Origin of the sequence: Neobacillus sp. OS1-32 (assembly GCF_030915425.1) — a bacterium.
In the GTDB taxonomy this organism is placed as follows: Bacteria; Bacillota; Bacilli; order Bacillales; family Cytobacillaceae; genus Neobacillus; species Neobacillus paridis.
Map to the genome: position 1 here is coordinate 2,594,339 of NZ_CP133263.1, position 19,727 is coordinate 2,614,065.

Annotated in this window: 15 protein-coding genes, 2 pseudogenes and 1 CRISPR repeat array (1 of these 18 cut by a window edge); of the genes and pseudogenes, 15 read left to right on the forward strand and 2 right to left on the reverse strand. The window is 39.3% G+C overall.

From position 1 onward, the window contains the following. Window positions 1-123 precede the first annotated feature (123 nt). The 5 genes from RCG24_RS12975 to RCG24_RS12995 all read left to right on the forward strand — a co-directional run bounded on the left by RCG24_RS12975 (window position 124) and on the right by RCG24_RS12995 (window position 4,688). Window positions 124-1,299 carry an acyl-CoA dehydrogenase family protein gene (locus tag RCG24_RS12975; protein WP_202652931.1) on the forward strand — a complete coding sequence of 392 codons (1,176 nt, stop codon included), beginning with the start codon at window positions 124-126 and terminating at the stop codon, window positions 1,297-1,299. A gap of 155 nt (window positions 1,300-1,454) precedes the next feature. Continuing rightward, on the forward strand, window positions 1,455-2,312 hold the full coding sequence (locus RCG24_RS12980; RefSeq protein ID WP_308077195.1) for a transporter substrate-binding domain-containing protein: 858 nt from the start codon (window positions 1,455-1,457) through the stop codon (window positions 2,310-2,312). A 224-nt stretch (window positions 2,313-2,536) separates the two neighbouring features. Then, on the forward strand, window positions 2,537-3,199 hold the full coding sequence (locus RCG24_RS12985; RefSeq protein WP_308077196.1) for an amino acid ABC transporter permease: 663 nt from the start codon (window positions 2,537-2,539) through the stop codon (window positions 3,197-3,199). A gap of 12 nt (window positions 3,200-3,211) precedes the next feature. Next, the gene (locus tag RCG24_RS12990; RefSeq protein ID WP_308077197.1) at window positions 3,212-3,913 is read left to right on the forward strand and encodes an amino acid ABC transporter permease; all 702 of its coding nucleotides are present in this window, start codon (window positions 3,212-3,214) and stop codon (window positions 3,911-3,913) included. A 19-nt stretch (window positions 3,914-3,932) separates the two neighbouring features. Continuing rightward, window positions 3,933-4,688 carry an amino acid ABC transporter ATP-binding protein gene (locus tag RCG24_RS12995; protein ID WP_308077198.1) on the forward strand — a complete coding sequence of 252 codons (756 nt, stop codon included), beginning with the start codon at window positions 3,933-3,935 and terminating at the stop codon, window positions 4,686-4,688. A gap of 162 nt (window positions 4,689-4,850) precedes the next feature. Here RCG24_RS12995 and RCG24_RS13000 read toward each other — a convergent pair whose 3' ends face one another. Continuing rightward, entirely contained in the window at window positions 4,851-5,678 is an 828-nt protein-coding gene (locus RCG24_RS13000; protein ID WP_308077199.1) for a DMT family transporter, read from the reverse strand. Beyond that, entirely contained in the window at window positions 5,629-5,766 is a 138-nt protein-coding gene (locus RCG24_RS13005; RefSeq protein ID WP_202652936.1) for a hypothetical protein, read from the reverse strand. Before RCG24_RS13005 ends, RCG24_RS13000 begins: the two co-directional genes overlap by 50 nt. A 66-nt stretch (window positions 5,767-5,832) precedes the next feature. On the opposite strand from RCG24_RS13005, the gene RCG24_RS13010 reads away from it, so the two are divergent. The 10 genes and pseudogenes from RCG24_RS13010 to RCG24_RS13050 all read left to right on the forward strand — a co-directional run bounded on the left by RCG24_RS13010 (window position 5,833) and on the right by RCG24_RS13050 (window position 14,858). Next, window positions 5,833-6,741 carry an EamA family transporter gene (locus RCG24_RS13010; protein WP_308077200.1) on the forward strand — a complete coding sequence of 303 codons (909 nt, stop codon included), beginning with the start codon at window positions 5,833-5,835 and terminating at the stop codon, window positions 6,739-6,741. A gap of 278 nt (window positions 6,742-7,019) precedes the next feature. After that, window positions 7,020-8,576, forward strand: coding sequence for a histidine kinase N-terminal 7TM domain-containing diguanylate cyclase (locus RCG24_RS13015; protein ID WP_308077201.1), 1,557 nt, complete (start codon window positions 7,020-7,022; stop codon window positions 8,574-8,576). A gap of 583 nt (window positions 8,577-9,159) precedes the next feature. After that, a complete protein-coding gene (locus RCG24_RS13020) occupies window positions 9,160-9,351 on the forward strand; it encodes a hypothetical protein (protein WP_308077202.1) in 192 nt (63 codons plus the stop codon). A 190-nt stretch (window positions 9,352-9,541) separates the two neighbouring features. Beyond that, window positions 9,542-10,783, forward strand: a complete 1,242-nt coding sequence (locus tag RCG24_RS13025; RefSeq protein ID WP_308077203.1) for a site-specific integrase — start codon at window positions 9,542-9,544, stop codon at window positions 10,781-10,783. Beyond that, complete coding sequence (locus tag RCG24_RS13030; RefSeq protein WP_308077204.1) at window positions 10,776-11,165, forward strand: hypothetical protein; 390 nt, start codon at window positions 10,776-10,778, stop codon at window positions 11,163-11,165. Before RCG24_RS13025 ends, RCG24_RS13030 begins: the two co-directional genes overlap by 8 nt. Before the next feature lie 139 nt (window positions 11,166-11,304). After that, window positions 11,305-11,769, forward strand: coding sequence for a tyrosine-type recombinase/integrase (locus RCG24_RS21300; RefSeq protein ID WP_374049159.1), 465 nt, complete (start codon window positions 11,305-11,307; stop codon window positions 11,767-11,769). Then, a complete protein-coding gene (locus RCG24_RS13035; protein ID WP_308077205.1) occupies window positions 11,753-12,778 on the forward strand; it encodes a tyrosine-type recombinase/integrase in 1,026 nt (341 codons plus the stop codon). The genes RCG24_RS21300 and RCG24_RS13035 overlap by 17 nt, the downstream gene beginning before the upstream one ends. Before the next feature lie 110 nt (window positions 12,779-12,888). Continuing rightward, window positions 12,889-13,197 (forward strand): annotated as a pseudogene (tnpB, locus tag RCG24_RS13040) (IS66 family insertion sequence element accessory protein TnpB); the annotation flags it as partial. A 204-nt stretch (window positions 13,198-13,401) separates the two neighbouring features. Continuing rightward, window positions 13,402-14,621: pseudogene (locus RCG24_RS13045) on the forward strand (IS66 family transposase); the annotation flags it as partial. A gap of 75 nt (window positions 14,622-14,696) precedes the next feature. Beyond that, window positions 14,697-14,858, forward strand: a complete 162-nt coding sequence (locus tag RCG24_RS13050; RefSeq protein WP_308079178.1) for a transposase domain-containing protein — start codon at window positions 14,697-14,699, stop codon at window positions 14,856-14,858. Window positions 14,859-14,983: 125 nt separating this feature from the next. After that, a CRISPR array of direct repeats spans window positions 14,984-19,727; the repeat unit is 30 nt; unit sequence GTTTCAATTCCTCATAGGTAAGATTATGAC; it runs 13,502 nt beyond the window's last position.

Sequence of the window (19,727 nt, forward strand, 5' to 3'; positions counted from 1 at the left end):
ACGAGGCTAATATTCCGAATTATTATAAAAATCAATTAAAACTCTTGACAGTTTTATAAACCTTAGCTAATATTATCCAATAAATCCAATCGGAATTATACACTTTTATAAAGGGGTCGTAATGTGAATAATCTATTCGTTAAAACAGCAAACCAACGAAAATGGGTCGATAGATTGAAAAAGAATGAAACAGTGTTTCATAAAAGAGGCATTATCGCTGATGACCTGGCTATCTTCCCAGAAGAAAATATTCATGATCTGGTGAAAATGGGTTATTCGAGTATCACACTTCCGAAAGCCTATGGCGGTGAAGGATTAAAAGTTTACGACATGGTCCTTTTTCAAGAAAAGTTGGCCAGCATTGATCCCAGCACTGCCCTCTCAATAGGCTGGAGCCTCGGGGTAACCGGAGAAATTTTTGAAAAAAAACTGTGGTCTAAAGAGAACCTGCAATTTTTCGCAACAGAAATCCTTAACGGCGCATTGGTCAACAGGGCTGTCAGCGAAGCCCAGACAGGCAGTCCGACAAGAGGCGGCCGCCCCGGAACAAGCGCAGTTAAAAAAGATGGCGCCTGGATCCTCAATGGTCGAAAAATCTTCACCACGATGTCACCTGTCTTAACCTATTTTCTTACCTCTGCGTGGATTGAAGAAAAACAAAGAGTGGGCTTTTTCCTTATTCATCAAGATACTCCCGGGCTTTCCATTGATGAAACATGGGATGTGATTGCGATGCGGGGAACCGGCAGTCATGACCTTGTGTTGAATAACGTAAGAGTGGATGAAGCAAAACTGGTGGAGCTTCCGGAATTACCTAGCGGCGCCGCCATCAACGGCTGGATCCTGCACATCCCGGCCTGTTATCTCGGCATCGCCCAGGCGGCCCGTGATTATGCTGTCCATTTTGCTAATCATCATTCACCAAATAGTTTAAACGGGCCCATCAGTCAGCTGCCAAATGTTCAACAGCTGCTAGGCGAGATTGACCTGGAACTAATCAATGCCCGACATCTCATTTATAGCGTAGCAGCCGCATATGATGACGAGACACAGCGGGACTTGCTTACAAATGAACTTGGTGTGGTGAAGCATGTGGTCACCAATTCGGCCATTTCCATTGTGGATAAAGCGATGAGGGTTGTCGGAGCAAAAAGCTTGCAGCGATCGAATCCATTGCAGCGATATTATCGGGATGTAAGAGCCGGACTGCATAACCCGCCTATGGACGATATGACGATAAAAAAATTGGCCTTGACCGCTATCGAACAAGAAAAAAGCAAATCAGCCGAGCAGGTGTAGTTCTTAGCACCTGTTTCAAAGAAACGGTCTCTTAACTTTTAGGAGGGGCCCTTCTTGCCACAGAAGGGCACTTTTCGGGATTAAAACCAAGTATTCACATAGATCAAATATACAAACTAGTATTTAAAAATATTTATATACAAAGGGGTATGGAAATGAAAACTAGAAATTTTTTTAAAGCAGCAATAACTGGGTTTGCGTTAATGACGCTTTTGGCTGGCTGCGCCAACAGTTCAGCATCATCTGATAACAGCGATTCAAAGGTTCGAAAAGTAAAGGTAGCATTTGATCAGGCTTCAAAACCAATTTCCTATTTGGATGAAAACGGCAAACCGACTGGTTATGACGTTGAAATGATGAAACAGGTCGATGAATTGCTGCCAGACTACGAATTTGAATTCGTCGGTACATCCAGCGATGACTTATTGTTGGGTGTGGAGCAAGGGAAGTATCAAGTTGGGGTTAAAAATGCCTTCTGGACAAAAGAAAGAACTGAAAAGTTTATTTATCCAAAAGAATTCCTTGGCCTAAGCAGTGCTGGACTTGTATTAAAGAAAAAGAATGAAAACATTAAATCACTCAAGGACTTCGCTTCAGCGGGATTAACCTTAGCGCCAATTGCTGCAAACAATGCGCAATATACGATTATTGATGAATACAATCAAGCTAATCCAAATAATAAGGTAAAGCTTAAGGCTGGGGACTCGTTTACCGTGGATGTCGTTCAATGGGTCAACGAAGGCCGGGTTGACGGCGGCGTCATGATCGAAGGACCGTTTAAACAACAAGTTCTCGACAAAAATGGCCCCTATTATAAATTGAAAAATGAAGTTATCTATAATGAGTTCGCCGTTATCAAAACATGGCCGCTATTTAATAAAAAAGAACAAAAATTCGCCGATGCCTATGATCAAGCCGTGAAAAAGTTAAAAGAACAAAAGAAACCAAATGAACTAAGCAAAAAATTCTACGGCCGCGATTTATTCGAAGTATTGGATACAGTCAAACGGTAATGAATGGTGTTAGTAATGAGTGGTGTCAGGCACCACTCGTGGACAAATGTCCGTGTGGAGTGGACAGTTTGTGAAGTTATCACATACTTATATCTAGTTGTCATTCAACTAGTCTCCTTTTTCATGGTGTCTGACACCATTTCCCTGCGATTATTACAATGAAAAGTTGGGGGTAAAACATGGAGAAATATTTTAACGCCAGCTATATATGGGAGTCATTTCCTATGTTACTCCCTTATGTTAAAGTAACCTTCCTGGTTGCCGGTTTGTCGGTTCTGTTTGGTACACTGCTCGGCTTTATGTTGGCTGCAATGAAAATTGGAAATAACAAGGTTGCCCGAAAAATCGCCAACGCCTATATAACAGCATTACGGTGTACACCATCGATTGTCCTGCTTTTTTTAGTTTATTATGGTTTGCCGGCTTTGGCGGAAAACTTTGGTTTACTGCTCGATAATGTCGATAAACTGTTTTTTATTGTCATTACGTTTTCACTGCAATTTGCCGCAGCCATGGCAGAGGTGATCCGTTCTGCCTATCAATCTATCGATAAAGGACAATTTGAAGCGGCGGTAAGTGTCGGACTTAGCAATTTCCAAGCCTACCGAAGAATTGTTTTTCCGCAAGCCCTTGTTGTCGCCTTGCCAAATTTCGGCAACAGTTTATTGGAATTAATCAAAGAGGGCTCATTGGCCTATACCATAGGACTAATCGATGTCATGGGAAAAGCCAGCCTGATAATCGACGGCAGATTTAATGCCCACGCACTCGAAACCTATATCGCCCTATCGGTCATTTATTGGGTAATCTCAATCGTGATCGAACAAGTCTTCTTCAAATTAGAAAAAATCTTTAGCAAAGGTAAGCAAGTCATTAAGACAACATAAGGTGGTGACAGAGTGGATTTTAAGTTTTTGGTGGATACTTTTTTTGTCGCATTATCAGGTGTACCCACAGCACTAATTATTACAATTATCTCGCTGCTCATTGCCCTGCCGCTTGGCTTTTTACTTGCCTTAACGAGGATTAATCAAATTCCCGTCCTGCAACGGTTTGCCCAAGTGTATGTTTCGTTTATCAGAGGAACGCCTGTCATTGTCCAAATCTTTATTGTTTATAGCAGTGTCCCGTTATTTTTATCATCCATTTTTGAAAAATATCATATTGATAAAAATGTTTATGATATCAATCCGATTTGGTATGCCTTTATCGTGTTTTCCATTAATACGACGGCCATCATGATAGAAATTTTCCGTTCAGCTATCAGCACTGTCAGCAAAGGTCAGCTGGAGGCGGCCTATTCCGTCGGCTTAACCAATGTGCAGGCATTGCGGCGGATCATCATCCCTCAAGTCCTGGTTACGGCCCTGCCCAATATTTGTACCGCCACCGTCAATCTGATCAAAGCCACATCACTGGGGTATGCGATGTCACTGCAGGAAATCACGCTCCGGGCAAAAGTAGCGGCAAATGTCGGCTACAACTATGTAGAGGCGTACATCGATATTTTTCTAGTCTACCTGATTTTATGCAGTTTAGTAGAATATCTTTTTAAACGTTATGAAAAACGCTTAAGCAAATATAAAATCGCACATGCCTAAATGAAACTGGAGGCAGAAAATGTTAGAGATTAAAAACATTCATAAATCATTTGGTCAAAATGAGATTTTAAAAGGGGTAGATTTACAAATTGATAAAGGGGATGTAGTCGTCATCCTTGGCCCCAGCGGTTCCGGAAAGACAACCCTGCTACGCTGTATCAATTTCCTCGAAAAAGCGGATGAAGGCTATGCCAATTTCGGTGATATCAATGTTCATCTAAAAACGGCATCGAAAAAACAAATTCATGTGATCCGGCAAAAAACCGCTTTTGTTTTTCAAAACTATAATCTGTTTAACAATAAAACAGCGCTCGAAAATGTAACGGAGGGGCTGATCATTGGCAGAAAGGTTCCGAAAGCGGAAGCAGTTGAAATTGGCAAAAAAGCATTGGATAAAGTCGGTCTGTCGGAAAAATACGACGCTTATCCGAGCCAATTATCCGGCGGACAGCAGCAGCGGGTTGGCATCGCCAGAGCTGTAGCCCTTAATCCGGATATCATCTTATTCGATGAACCGACCTCTGCCCTTGATCCCGAGCTGGTCGGCGAGGTGTTAACCGTCATGAAGAACATTGCCAAAGAAGGCACGACGATGCTGGTGGTCACCCATGAAATGTCGTTTGCCCGAGATGTTGCCAATCGAGTCGTGTTTATGGATGGCGGAGTGATTGTAGAAGAAGGGACGCCAAACGAAATTTTCTCCAATCCGAAAGAAGAGCGGACAAAGCAATTCCTCAAAAGAGTATTGCCGGAGGATTATATCTACTATATTTAAAAAAATTCCTGAGGCCGTCCTGAAAGAGTTGGTGTCAAACACCACAGAAAAAAAACTGTTTTGTGGTGCCTGACACCAAGAAGGACCGCCTCATTTTTTAAGCATTACTATTGTTCAACCTGTTTACCCTTACTTCCATTCTTTCACTTAAATAGGTGGATCCTAGAATAAGGAGCCCCCCAATATTTGCAGCATGCCCATGTTCTCGCCTAGAATAACCGCCGCAAAAATAACCGCTGACACTGGGTCCAGATAGCTTAACACCGCAATAGTCTGCCCTTTTAAATCCTTTATCGAAGTAAAATAAAGAAAATAGGCAATGCCCGTATGAAGAATACCGACGATTAAAATAAACAAAATCGACTGTCCGTTAAGGCCTGAAAAATCAAGCTGGTCCCTAAATAGGACATAAGGAAACAACACAATACTTGCGATGATTAATTGAATCACCGTTGTCTCAAAGCCTGGCAAGTTTTTAATAAATTTATTGATTAGCACGACACTTGCATAGAGGGCCGCCGCGGACAAGCCATAAAGAATTCCGACTGCATTGTTTCCTGAAGCACCGCCGCTTGTCCCTCCGAGGTTGACTAAAAACAAGCCGATCATTGCTGTGATAATACTGATGACATGAAACCTCGCCAATTTTTCCTTTAGCACAAAAGGCGCGGCGATCATCACAAAAATAGGGGCGAAGTAATAGCTTAATGTTGCATTAGAAACGGTTGTATAACGATAAGCTTGGAACAGCAAAATCCAATTGAAGCCGATCGCCGCTCCAGACAGAATTAACAGCAGCGCGTTTTTCCTGATCGCTTGCAACGAAATCTTTTGTTTTATCAGCATACTTGCACCGAGTAAAAATAAGCTTCCGATGACTCCCCGGAGCAAAGCAATTTCGCTGGATGACAGATCGATATTTTTGACAAATATCCCAATGCTACCCCATATCAGCATCGCTGTTAATATCTTTATCTTCCCTCTCACCATTAATCCCCCTGTCTCCATTGAAAATCTTAGGTATAATTTTAGAATATTCATAGTTAAAAAGAAACCCCGAGGCTTCCATAGTTTTCATGGACTTAACTCCTGAATATGTATATAATTATAGGGTTTTTTAATTATTTTGTAAGGAGAAGGTACAATGTGGTTTGTTTTTGCACTATTAACGACTTTTGCTTGGGGCGGTGCTGACCTGTTTTATAAGCGGGGGACCGACAGTAACGATCCATACAGCCATTTGAAAATTGTGGTCATGGTTGGCTTGGTCATGGGAATTCACGCAACGGCGTACATGTTAATAAAAGGATTAACTTTTGACCCTATTGATCTTGTAAAATACTTGCCTGTTTCCGCTTTCTACATCCTATCAATGGCAATTGGCTATGTTGGGCTAAGGTATATTGAACTTTCTATTGCTTCGCCTGTGCAAAATTCTTCCGGGGCCATTACAGCCATTTTATTATTTATCTTTTTTCCCCGAGAACTGGGCATTATGCATATCGTTGGGGTGGTAATTGTCAGTTTAGGCGTGATTGGGCTGGCCATTTTGGAAAAAAGAGCTGAGACAGCAGAACTCAGAGCAAACAACGTACATATTGATAAAAAATATCAAATTAGCTTTTTGGCCATAACATTTCCGATAATGTATTGTATTCTTGATGGATTAGGAACCTTTGCCGACGGTATTTATCTTGATGAACTAAAGCTGATCAGCGAAGATGCTGCATTGATTGCTTATGAATATACTTTTCTCATATGTGCCGTGGCATCTTATGTGTTTCTCAAATTTATCAAAAACGAGCCCTTTCAAATTTTCAGAGAACGCGACAAAGGCTGTGCCGCTATATTGGAAACAGCGGGGCAATTCTTTTACGTGTTCGCCATGGCGAAAAATGCCATTATCGCCGCACCGCTGATTGCTTCTTATAGTATTGTATCGGTGATCCTTTCACGTATTTTCTTAAAGGAAAAACTCAGCAAACAGCACTATGCAGTGATTGTGTTTGTAATGATTGGGATTGCCCTGCTTGGACTAGCGGATGAACTTTAAAATAAAAAATTTTTCGGCAATTATTAATTACGAAATTTAGTAATTTTGGTATAATACTCTAATGGGTATATAAATGAAAACTCGCCGGCTGGCGAATCCGAAAGGACGGTTCATGAGGCGCAGTTGATTTATGCGACATGGGAAAGGATAAAATTCGGAAAAATTTTGTACTTTCCTATTAGTCCACCATGCAGCGCAAAATTAGCGCCGCACCACAAAGAATGAAAATAGAGTTATACTTTCATGGTAGCTAAAAAAGACGGCTGGGAGGTGAAAGGATGAATCTCGAAATTTTCACATATGTTGTTATTGTTTGTATATCGGGAGTCTTATCATCCTTACTGGCCATCTACGCCTTCGTCAAAAGGAATGTCTTTTCAGGCAGCAAACTCTTCATTTTAATGTCTTGTTTTTCTGCTATCTATGTTTTTGGACATGCATTTGAATTATCAAGCAGTTCCCTGGTGGAAATTAAATTCTGGCTAAAAGTTCAATATGCCGGTTTACCATTTATTACGCCGACATGTCTTGTATTAATTTTACAATTTGCCGGGCTGGACCGATTTATCAAGCCCAAAATCATGATCCCAGTATTTCTGGTACCGCTCATTACCTTTTTAATGAGCGTAACCAATGATTTTCATCATTTGTTTTATCGCTCCGTTTATTTACGTCCAAATGAAAGTGTACCACTAGCCGACATCACAGCTGGTCCTTGGTATCTTGTTCACGGCAGTTATACTTTTGCGACCATGGTGCTTGGAACCTTTATTTTGCTTTGGTACTGGATTCAAACCCGAACAGCCTATTGGAAACAGATTTTAACGTTAATTTTGGGCCAGGTTATCCCAATGACAGCCTCGTTTCTATACTTAATTGGTCTATCACCGATGGGGATGGATCCGGTGCCGATTGTCATGTGTCTTACTTCCACTCTTTATTTCTGGGCGATTTTTTCTGCCAAACTGTTTATGCTTGCTCCCATTGCCAGGAATCGAATATTCGAAAGTATGCGTGACGGTGTCCTTGTGATTGACGAGGTCAGTCGGATTGTCGATTTTAACCAGGGAGCCAGAGGGATGATTGAAAAACTCAAGTTTGCCGCTATCGGAGAAAAGCTTGATTCTGTCTGGTCGGACTGGGCTAGTTTTGATCCTCTGCCTGAAAATAGAGAAATCGAGTGGTGCAATAAAGGAAAATACTATCAAATTCGAATAACCGATGTTCGAAAAAAGAATAACGAAATAGCGGGAAAAACGATTGTCCTGAGTGATGTGACAGAAAAGAAAAAACTCGAGCAACAATTAAAGCTGCTTGCCTACACGGACGGGTTAACAAAAGCTCATAACCGCACATATTTTCTCGAGAAAAGCCAACAGGAGCTTAACAGGGCCATCAATAAAGCGACCTCTCTGTCCTTATTTTTGTTTGATATTGACTTTTTCAAAAAAATTAATGATGGTTACGGTCACAGTATTGGAGATTTAGCCCTTTGTCATATAGTGGATCTATGTAAAAGCTGTTTGGCTCCAGAGTATATTTTTGCCCGCTACGGCGGTGAGGAATTTGTCGTTTGTCTGCCGGATGTCGATTTAAACAGAGCCGGTGAAATGGCAGAAACCATTCGGGCAGAAATTGAAGCAAATCCCCTTGAAACAGAGAAAGGGCCAGTCCCAATCACCTCCAGTTTCGGTGTCGCTGAAGTAACTAATGAAATTCAGACACTGGACGCGCTTTTGCAGGAAGCTGATAAAGCTTTATATACCTCGAAGGAAAATGGTCGGAATAGGGTGACATTGGCAGCGCATGTAGCAAATTTTCTACAGTTGAATTAGAAGAGAAGGACAGTCCCGGCGGCTGTCCTCTTGACATTTAAGACACAAGGTGGGTTAATTTCAAACCCAGCTTGAGATAAAAACAAATTTAAATTTTTACCAAGCTCTCTGAAACACAGTAAGCGATAAATTGAATAAAATCACTGTTTTCACCTTCTGCTCTTGTTCATTTTATAGCTTGGTTATTTCTGTGCGATAACCTTCCCTCCCTTATTAATAGCAGTTGAATGTACTAATATTAGATTTTATTAACAAGCAAGCTTGCTATTTCTCCATTTTCCATTCATGTTTAAAAGATTGATATAAGCAAATTTAAAATATAAAAGAAAGCCTACCTCTACAAATGTAATAATAATAAACCCTCGGTCAGATTACCTCATTCCTCTTAGGTAAGATTATGACTATAAGGGTTTACAAGGTAACCTTATAAGGTTATAAGTTTCAATTCCTCATAGGTAAGATTATGACGGCACAATCAGCAATTACGAAACGAAATTCGTAAGCCCCCAATCAAACAACGCATATAAACTTACAGCGCCTCCTGGTACTATGAATATATCAATTTAAGGGAGGTGCTTTTCATATGCCACAACAAAAACTAACCATTGTCCCCGTAACGTTACATTCCGTAAACGAAAATGTTTCTTCAAAGAATCCAGTAGGGATTTCCTCAAATCCTACTTGCACGATCAAAACCGGCAACGTCGAAATTTCCTTCTTTAACGGCGTAGATGAGCACATCATCCAAACGTTTATGAGGGAGCTGAGAAATTGATGAAACATGATTATACAAGCGTAAAAAATATTTACATCATTTGCGGTAAGACAGATATGAGAAATTATGGGAATTGTTTAACTATGGAAAATAACTTGAAGAAAAACCCGTAAAAACCGCAAAGTATGTGATTAACACTTCCCATAATGTTCCATACTGAACTTATCTTAATTGAAAGAGAGGTAATTGTATGGATCAAACAATTAATGGGCTAATACATGAGGTATTAAAGTCGCTTAGACAGGAGGGATATACCGAAAAAGGTGTTAAAAAACATTCCCAGACTTATTCACTCCTAGTGTCCTATGCGGATAAAGTTGGCCAATCGAAATATAGTGAAGAACTTGGGAATGCATTTGTTAAGGAAAGATATGGGGCATCTTTCGATACCCGTAGAGGTAATAACAGTCAGTATGTAACTGAAAAAATTCGTCATCTTAATAAACTTTGGCACTTCCAACAATATGGTACAGTCCATTTTGCTGCTAGAAGTGGGAAGAAAAAACCTTTTCAGTGTCCTGGTTGCTTTTCAGATGTGTATGAAAAGTTTTTATCCTTCTGTGAGTACAAAGGATATACGGATCATAGCCGCCGTTCCTTAATATATCCCGTAAAGAAGTTCCTTACATTTCTAGATGCCAATAATATATCATCCATGGATGATATTTTAGCAGGGACCATAACCAGTTTTATGACTCTTTATATTGACTGTTCAAAAGTTTATCTAAAAACATTAACATCAAAACTAAGTGTATTTTTCCATTTCCTTTTTGAAAATCACCTAGTATCTCATGAACTTCATACATTCCTTCCTGATATCCGATATGTGAGGGACTCATTCATCCCTTCTTCTTGGAAAAAAGAAGATGTCATTAAACTAATGAAATCCATTGATCGCAGTAATCCAGTTGGTAGGCGAGATTATGCAATGTTACTTCTTGTTGTGAGACTTGGACTTCGCGCAAGTGATATTCGCAATATTAAAATTACCGACTTTAACTGGCAGAACAGAACAATTCATATCATACAGTCTAAAACCCGTGAGCCACTTGAACTCCCTCTACTAGAGGATGTTGGTTGGGCCGTTATAGACTATCTAAAGAATGGTAGACCAGTAACTGATGATATTACATTATTTGTAAGACATTCCCCGGAGGGAGGACCAATTTCCGAGAGGAATAAACTTCAAAATGTTCTTCACAAACATATGCGAATTGCCGGGATTGAGATTCCAAAGAATGAACATAGAGGCTTACACTCCTTAAGAAGTAGCCTTGCTCGAACTATGCTTGAAAATGGTGCTGCACTTCCCGTTATCTCGGAAATTCTTGGGCACAGGAATACCCAGAGCACAAGTCATTATCTAAAGATTAACATAGAAGCACTAAAGAAATGCCCCATTGATCCCGAGGAGGTGTTCCTTGATGAATAAGTCCCATTATGAGTGGAAAAGCGCTATATCATCTAGCATAAAAGATTTCATTGATGAGAAACATCTTGCTGGATACCGTTTCCGCTGTCAAGAAAGATGGATGAAACAGTTTGATAAGTATTGTTATGAAAAAAATATTAGTATCGAACAACTTAATAGGAATCTATTAGAACAATTTTGTTCCAAAAATAAAAACGAATCTAGGATGACATATGAGGGCCGACTCTGTTTAATGCGGCAGTTCGCTAGATATCTTTTAAAACACGGATACAAAATTGAAATTCCAATCACACCCAAAAAGCGATTTTCTTATCCAATTCGTATTCCATATATATATACCGCAAGTGAGTTAAAAGAAATCTTTGTACAGATTGATAATTGATTTGGACATCACAAAGCCGGGGATATCGAAAACAAATAGACCCACTACTCTTTCGCATGATTTATGGTTGTGGGTTAAGGGTTATGGAAGCACTAAGGTTAAAAGTGGCTGATGTCAACCTCGAAGAGGGCTATCTATCATTGATGCGAAGAATGGAAGAGACCGGATTGTTCCTATGGCAGAAAGCTTAATTAACCGATGTAGAGCCTATTCTAAACAAATGCACTTATTGAGTAGTCCAAGTGATTTCTATTTTCCAGGTCGCACATCAGGAACTCATATATCCCACACTAGTACATACAAACGTTATCGAGAATACTTATGGAGAGCAGGCATTCCACATACAGGACATGGACCAAGAATACATGACCTCCGCCATACATTTTGTGTTCAGAGATTTAAAATATGGGCTCTTGCTGGAAATGACTTGAACAACCTAATGCCATACCTTTCGGCATATCTTGGTCATGCGGATTTTAGGGGAACAGAATACTATCTTCGGCTTACTGCTGATTTATATCCAGAAATTATTTCAAAACTAGATTATGCCCACGGTTATATCATTCCTGAAAGGAGCTGTAGTTTGAGTGAAGAAAGAATCTGATTTTGCTAAACACTTGTCCAGTTTTCTCACCAGATATCTTCCAGGGACATTAAATGTCAGTAAAAATACTATATCTTCCTACAGGGATGCCTATAAATTATTCCTTTTGTATTGGCAAGAAGAGAAGAAAATTCGACCAGAACATCTACGACTGGATTTGCTTACGCGTGAATCCGTCTTGCGCTTTCTTGATTGGCTTGAAAACAGTCGTGGGTGCTGTATTTCGACAAGAAACCAACGCTTGGCTGCGCTCCACTCTTTTATACGCTATGCACAATTGGAGAGCCCAGAAAATTTGTTTGAATTACAAAAAATATTAGCTATTCCAATGAAAAAGAGTTCCCGACCTGATATTAAGTTTCTTACATTAAGGGAAACAGAAATCTTATTAGCACAGCCGGCCACTTCCACTAAAGCGGGGAGAAGAAATCTAGTTTTGTTGGCCCTTATGTATGACAGTGGTGCAAGGGTACAAGAAATAATTGATCTGACCTACCAAGATGTCCGGCTTGACGCACCATCTGTTGTCATCCTTCGTGGCAAGGGAAATAAAACACGTTCCGTCCCATTAATGAAAAATACAACATCTTTGTTAAAAGAATATATTACAGAACAGAAATCAGGATACAGCACCTTATTGAACGATACACCATTATTCCTTAATCAGCAGAAACAAAAATTAACTAGAAAAGGGGTAGCCTATATTCTGAAAAAGCATGCCGAAAGCGCATGCTTAGATTCCGAATTTCAAAGAAGAGAAAAGATAACATGTCATGTGTTAAGACATTCTAGAGCAGCACATATGCTTCAGGCCGGCATTGCCCTAGTTTATATCCGCGATTTTCTTGGCCATGCAAGTGTTAAAAGTACCGAAATATATGCAAGGTTAAACGATGAGATAAAAAGGAAGGCCATGGAAGAAGCGTATATTGATTTAAATATGCAGGATTTTCCTTCCTGGCAGGAGGATGCTAAGTTGATGGATTGGCTTACGGATTTATGCAAGTAACCCAATTATAAAAAATTATGGGAAGTATATTTGTTACTTTGATTATGTAATAAACAATTTTCGAATCCCTACTTCCCATAATAGTACTCTTCGCATAATTTCTCTTATGTGACTCTTCTCATAAGAGAAAGGGAATTGACGGATTAGCTACTCTGATTCAAGATTCTTTTGAATTAGATCCCTATGGTGATTCTATATTCCTATTTGCTGGATGGAAGAAAGATCGTTATAAATGTTTGTATTTTGATGGAGATGGTTTTGCCATGCTTTATAAACGTTTGGATAACGGCAAACTCCAATGGCCAAAAGACGAAAATGAAGTACGCAATCTTTCTCAACAGGAGCTTCGTTGGCTCCTTGAAGGATTATCAATACAGCAGCCAAAGGCGATTCAACCATCATCAAAAGGTGTTTTTTAAATTCGTTGATGTCCTTTAATTTATCTTTATCCCACTGTTGAAACTCGTTATAATAAGAGGAGTGAATCCGAACGAAAAGTGGTGAATGATGTGGCGAACACTTCTTCTACGAATGAAAATCAAAATGAGAAGTTAATTCGACTGCTCGAAGAGCAATTGGCTCATTCGAATCAACAAAACAAGGACTTATCGAAACAGATTGAAGTGTTAACTGAGCAAGTTCGCCATTTAACCAAACTTTTATATGGATCCAAAACCGAAAAATCCAAATATAATACTCCGGATGGTCAAGTATCATTATTTGAAGATGACCCGTCTTTTAATGAACCTGAGCACACAGGAGAACAAAGCCAACAGACCATTTCTTACACTGTTGTACGAAAAGTTCAAAAGAAAAAACGAAATGATTCATTGGATGACCGTATTGAAGTAGAAGCCGTTCACCATTATCCAGAAAATACGATTTGTGACTGTTGCCATGGACAAATGATTGAAATTGGCAGTACGATCGTACGTGAAGAGGCAGAATTTATTCCTGCAAGAATGAAGAAAGTTCAACACATTGAACACGCTTTTGGATGTGTAGATTGTAAAGGCGATACACTTCAAAAAGCGCAAATTAAACGAGGTAAAGCACCACAGCCTCCCATTCAACGCAGTATTGCAAGTCCTAGCGTACTTGCCAAAGTTATCTATGATAAATTTGCACAATACTTACCCCTTTACCGTCAGGTAAAGGAATGGGATCGTTATGGCCTGAATACCAATGATAAGAACTTTTCAAATTGGATCATTCGTGCATCACATGATTGGCTTTTGCCTATTTACAATAGATTGAAAGTCTTGATGATGACTAAATCGCTAATGCATGTCGACGAAACGTATGGGCAAATTCTCAACCGATCCGATGGGAAATCTGGTCAAACCAATGCATATAATTGGGTATTCCGAAGTGTACCGTGCCAAGGGCCACCAATGACTCTCTTTCAAAGCGCTTTATCACGGGCCCGTTCTGTCCTTGAAAGTTTCATTGAAGGCTTTTCTGGAACGATTATTTGTGATGGTTATTCTGCTTATGATAAGTTGGAAGGTGTTACCTTCGCAAATTGTTGGGCTCATGTTCGTCGGTATTGGCTGAAGGCGGACAGCAAAAATGGCAGAATTGGGGTCAGTTTTTGTGACGATTTATATCGACTCGAAAGGAAATTTAAACATTTGGCTCCAAGTAAGCGCAGAAAAAACGCCAAAAATATTCGAAGCCAATTGTAGAAAAATTCCTCGATTGGGTTGAGAAATCACCATTCTACGGGAAAAACGCCCTCGCGAAAGCAGCTGAATATACATTGAACAGAGCTAATGGATTGAAAGCATTCCTATATGATGGGCGCATTGAAATTGATAATAATCCAGCTGAAAATGCCATTCGCCCCAACGTTATAGGAAGAAAAAATTGGCTCTTTAGTGTTAGTGAAGCCGGTGCAAAAGCGAACGCCATTTGTTTGAGTATTGCAGAAACTGCCAAAAGTAACGGGGTTGATTTCTACGAATACATAAAGAAGCTTTTGACGGATCTACCGAATCTCGGCATCCATCAAAACCCAAAAATTTTAGACCAATACATGCCTTGGTCAAAAATGATCCAGGCAGAATGTAGAAAATAATTGAAATAGCCGTAATTCGATTAAAAAAATCAGAATTTACGGCTATTTGCGATGCGTACCGGAAGGTACGCTTCTTTTTATATTTCGGGCTTACAAACTATCACTCTATTTTTCCGGGCATCGCGGTTTCAATTCCTCATAGGTAAGATTATGACTGATCAAGCGGAAAAAACTGTTCAGGTTAGATCTGAGTTTCAATTCCTCATAGGTAAGATTATGACTAGGATTCAATATTCTTAATTCTTCATCTGTCAGCTGTTTCAATTCCTCATAGGTAAGATTATGACCAAGGTAGTGGATTCTCTAATTCTTCAATATCCCCGTTTCAATTCCTCATAGGTAAGATTATGACGAGATTACGAATCTAGTAGATCCTATACCGTGGGTGTTTCAATTCCTCATAGGTAAGATTATGACGGATATGTACCTGTTGAGGAGAAGAAGACCAAAAGTGAGTTTCAATTCCTCATAGGTAAGATTATGACATATGGATATTCATATCATGGAGCGGGTAAAAATATGTTTCAATTCCTCATAGGTAAGATTATGACGTGCTAGGTTCCTCATATGAGTTTATAAATTCTTGGTTTCAATTCCTCATAGGTAAGATTATGACGGATATGTACCTGTTGAGGAGAAGAAGACCAAAAGTGAGTTTCAATTCCTCATAGGTAAGATTATGACTAAGAGGGTTACCGCTGGATGAACCACTTCACACTAGTTTCAATTCCTCATAGGTAAGATTATGACTTGTCTCCACTTGGAAAATGTGGTTTCTGAAACACCGGTTTCAATTCCTCATAGGTAAGATTATGACTTCGATAGTGAAAAGGAAGATCCGGCAGAAGTTCTGTTTCAATTCCTCATAGGTAAGATTATGACGGAGTATAGGGTGTAAAAGACGTAGAAGGTGTCTTGTTTCAATTCCTCATAGGTAAGATTATGACGGAGTTATCTCGGTTCTCAGAAGCTCCTAGCGGTGGTTTCAATTCCTCATAGGTAAGATTATGACGTATTTTATTTCGGTTGTTGCCACAGCTGGGGTTATCGGTTTCAATTCCTCATAGGTAAGATTATGACATTTAAAACAGACACGGGATACACGGCAATAGCCAAGTTTCAATTCCTCATAGGTAAGATTATGACGCGTATTGCGGAATGACCGCGTCGTCGCTCAATCGTTGTTTCAATTCCTCATAGGTAAGATTATGACGGTCGAACAATACAACTGCTTCTTTTAAGTCTCCAAGTTTCAATTCCTCATAGGTAAGATTATGACCTTGGAAAATATGTATTTGCTATCTTTATACATAGTAGTTTCAATTCCTCATAGGTAAGATTATGACAGAGGAAATCCCTATGAGTGGAATTGTCTTGCCATGTTTCAATTCCTCATAGGTAAGATTATGACCGGGTAATGCCAACAAGGTCTTGTCGGAACTTCCATGGTTTCAATTCCTCATAGGTAAGATTATGACGCCATTACCTCTTTCAACCCATCATGCTCTTCCCAGGTTTCAATTCCTCATAGGTAAGATTATGACGTGATCAAGCTGAAAAAACTGTTCAAGTTAGGTCAGAGTTTCAATTCCTCATAGGTAAGATTATGACCAAGTACCGGAACATCTTCAATAGGCGCCTGTTTTTGTTTCAATTCCTCATAGGTAAGATTATGACCTAGTGACAGGGTAGCTGCTCTAGTCCGCAGGTTTACGTTTCAATTCCTCATAGGTAAGATTATGACTCACCGCCCACTCTCCACTGGAGACCAGAAGCACGGTTTCAATTCCTCATAGGTAAGATTATGACACAATCCGACATCAGAAGAAAAGCATGCAAAAGCTGGTTTCAATTCCTCATAGGTAAGATTATGACGAGCTTTCTTTTCGTTCAGCCATGATTGATACTGATGTTTCAATTCCTCATAGGTAAGATTATGACCTGGGCAACTCTATCCTGTTCGCCTTGCATATTCCGGTTTCAATTCCTCATAGGTAAGATTATGACACAATCGCGGCCCAGGTGGGGTTAAGCAACTGCTAAGGTTTCAATTCCTCATAGGTAAGATTATGACACAATGGTATTCGAACAAAGATTTGTATGAGCAAATGTTTCAATTCCTCATAGGTAAGATTATGACTAAATATAACAAGTTTAGCAATATGGATTTTGGAGAGTTTCAATTCCTCATAGGTAAGATTATGACTCAGCAAGCAAGGGAACAGCAACAGCTGGATGAATGTTTCAATTCCTCATAGGTAAGATTATGACCTTTGATTCTATCTGAGGAGTTGATTTTACATGCCATGTTTCAATTCCTCATAGGTAAGATTATGACTGGTTTGGAATTCTAACTTAGAAATCAGTTTATCCCTGTTTCAATTCCTCATAGGTAAGATTATGACTGTAGAGGTTTCCTTTGATGGAGGAGTGAATTACGAGTTTCAATTCCTCATAGGTAAGATTATGACTGTTGTCGGATTCTGTTTCAACGGCAATGTTTCAATAGTTTCAATTCCTCATAGGTAAGATTATGACCCGCGTGTCACGTTATCTATGCGAATATAAGTCGCAGTTTCAATTCCTCATAGGTAAGATTATGACCATTGCCATTCGCAGGGTCGCGTACGAGGAAATCGGTTTCAATTCCTCATAGGTAAGATTATGACGGCGATAGACGGATTTGATGTAGATTATGAAGTGGTGTTTCAATTCCTCATAGGTAAGATTATGACAGATATCAATGGAGACGTGTTTGACGACCAGCCGGAGTTTCAATTCCTCATAGGTAAGATTATGACGCGAGTCACAAAAGTGGAGTTCGGCGTGGTCATCGTAGTTTCAATTCCTCATAGGTAAGATTATGACGATCAAAAAATTCACAAAAGGTTGAGTCAGCGTAGTAGGTTTCAATTCCTCATAGGTAAGATTATGACTCATGAAATCCGACGGCTAATGTTGAAATGCAATTGAAGTTTCAATTCCTCATAGGTAAGATTATGACTCAACGGTATCTAATGCATCCCGAGGAATGAGAACACGTTTCAATTCCTCATAGGTAAGATTATGACTTGGCAACAACACTGTTAACAGCACAATCACCTGTTATAGTTTCAATTCCTCATAGGTAAGATTATGACATTTCCTCCCCGTCTTATTTATATTTTAATTATACGAGTTTCAATTCCTCATAGGTAAGATTATGACCATTATCCACATTACTCAATCCAATATCGCTTTTAGTGTTTCAATTCCTCATAGGTAAGATTATGACATTGTCAGTTAGCATATCGTAATAAAACGACCCCTGTTTCAATTCCTCATAGGTAAGATTATGACACAAACCCTTTAAAAATCGGTGCTGTTTGTTTAAAAGTTTCAATTCCTCATAGGTAAGATTATGACTTATATTAGCTAATATTTCCATGTATTTGTTTTTTGGTTTCAATTCCTCATAGGTAAGATTATGACTTATATTAGCTAATATTTCCATGTATTTGTTTTTTGGTTTCAATTCCTCATAGGTAAGATTATGACGTAAAGCGACACACCGCTGTTCCGTCGCTCAAAAATTGGTTTCAATTCCTCATAGGTAAGATTATGACGAACGATATGAAGGATTGGGATGAAGGGTATTTTAAGTTTCAATTCCTCATAGGTAAGATTATGACGGATGAAGGAAAAATGGATTTATCCGACCATTTAATGTTTCAATTCCTCATAGGTAAGATTATGACTTTGACCGTAGGGATCCTGATGAAGTGCTATTTGCCAGTTTCAATTCCTCATAGGTAAGATTATGACTGGATGTGCTGTTCATTGATGATCTTTTTAAACCTGTGTTTCAATTCCTCATAGGTAAGATTATGACCGCAAGATTGAGTATGTGGCAGATTTCGAGATTCAGTTTCAATTCCTCATAGGTAAGATTATGACCTGCGACCGACTAAGAAAGTCGAGTTTCTTCAACGAGTTTCAATTCCTCATAGGTAAGATTATGACCCGGCTTTTTTAAACTTAAATTCGTTGTTAACTTCATGTTTCAATTCCTCATAGGTAAGATTATGACTTCGTACAGTCATAAATGCAGTAAACGCAAGGGAAGGTTTCAATTCCTCATAGGTAAGATTATGACGTCTTAGTTGCGACTGTGACACCGTTTATTTTTTCGGGTTTCAATTCCTCATAGGTAAGATTATGACGTCTTAGTTGCGACTGTGACACCGTTTATTTTTTCGGGTTTCAATTCCTCATAGGTAAGATTATGACTCGGCGTGACCCTCGACAATTTCCCTTACTTTGAAAGTTTCAATTCCTCATAGGTAAGATTATGACTCGAAATAAACTGCCACAAAAACAAGGTCGCTACCGATTTCAATTCCTCATAGGTAAGATTATGACGCGCCTGCATCCGTGGTTCTTTAGTATAGTCATCAATTTCAATTCCTCATAGGTAAGATTATGACGGAATGGAACTGGATGAAGTCATCCGCTTGAAACAGAATTTCAATTCCTCATAGGTAAGATTATGACGTTTTCCAAACAACCTTAATGACCAGGATGATTGTGATTTCAATTCCTCATAGGTAAGATTATGACGTACATCACTCCATAGCATTCTGTTGACAATAGACAAATTTCAATTCCTCATAGGTAAGATTATGACGTAATACCTTCGGACGTCGATGGAACACCAGCTTTCGATTTCAATTCCTCATAGGTAAGATTATGACGCAGCATTTTCTAAAGATGCAATATAAGTTTCCATATTTCAATTCCTCATAGGTAAGATTATGACCTTCCGCCTCCTTGAAATATTCGAAATGTTTCGCTAATTTCAATTCCTCATAGGTAAGATTATGACTAGGC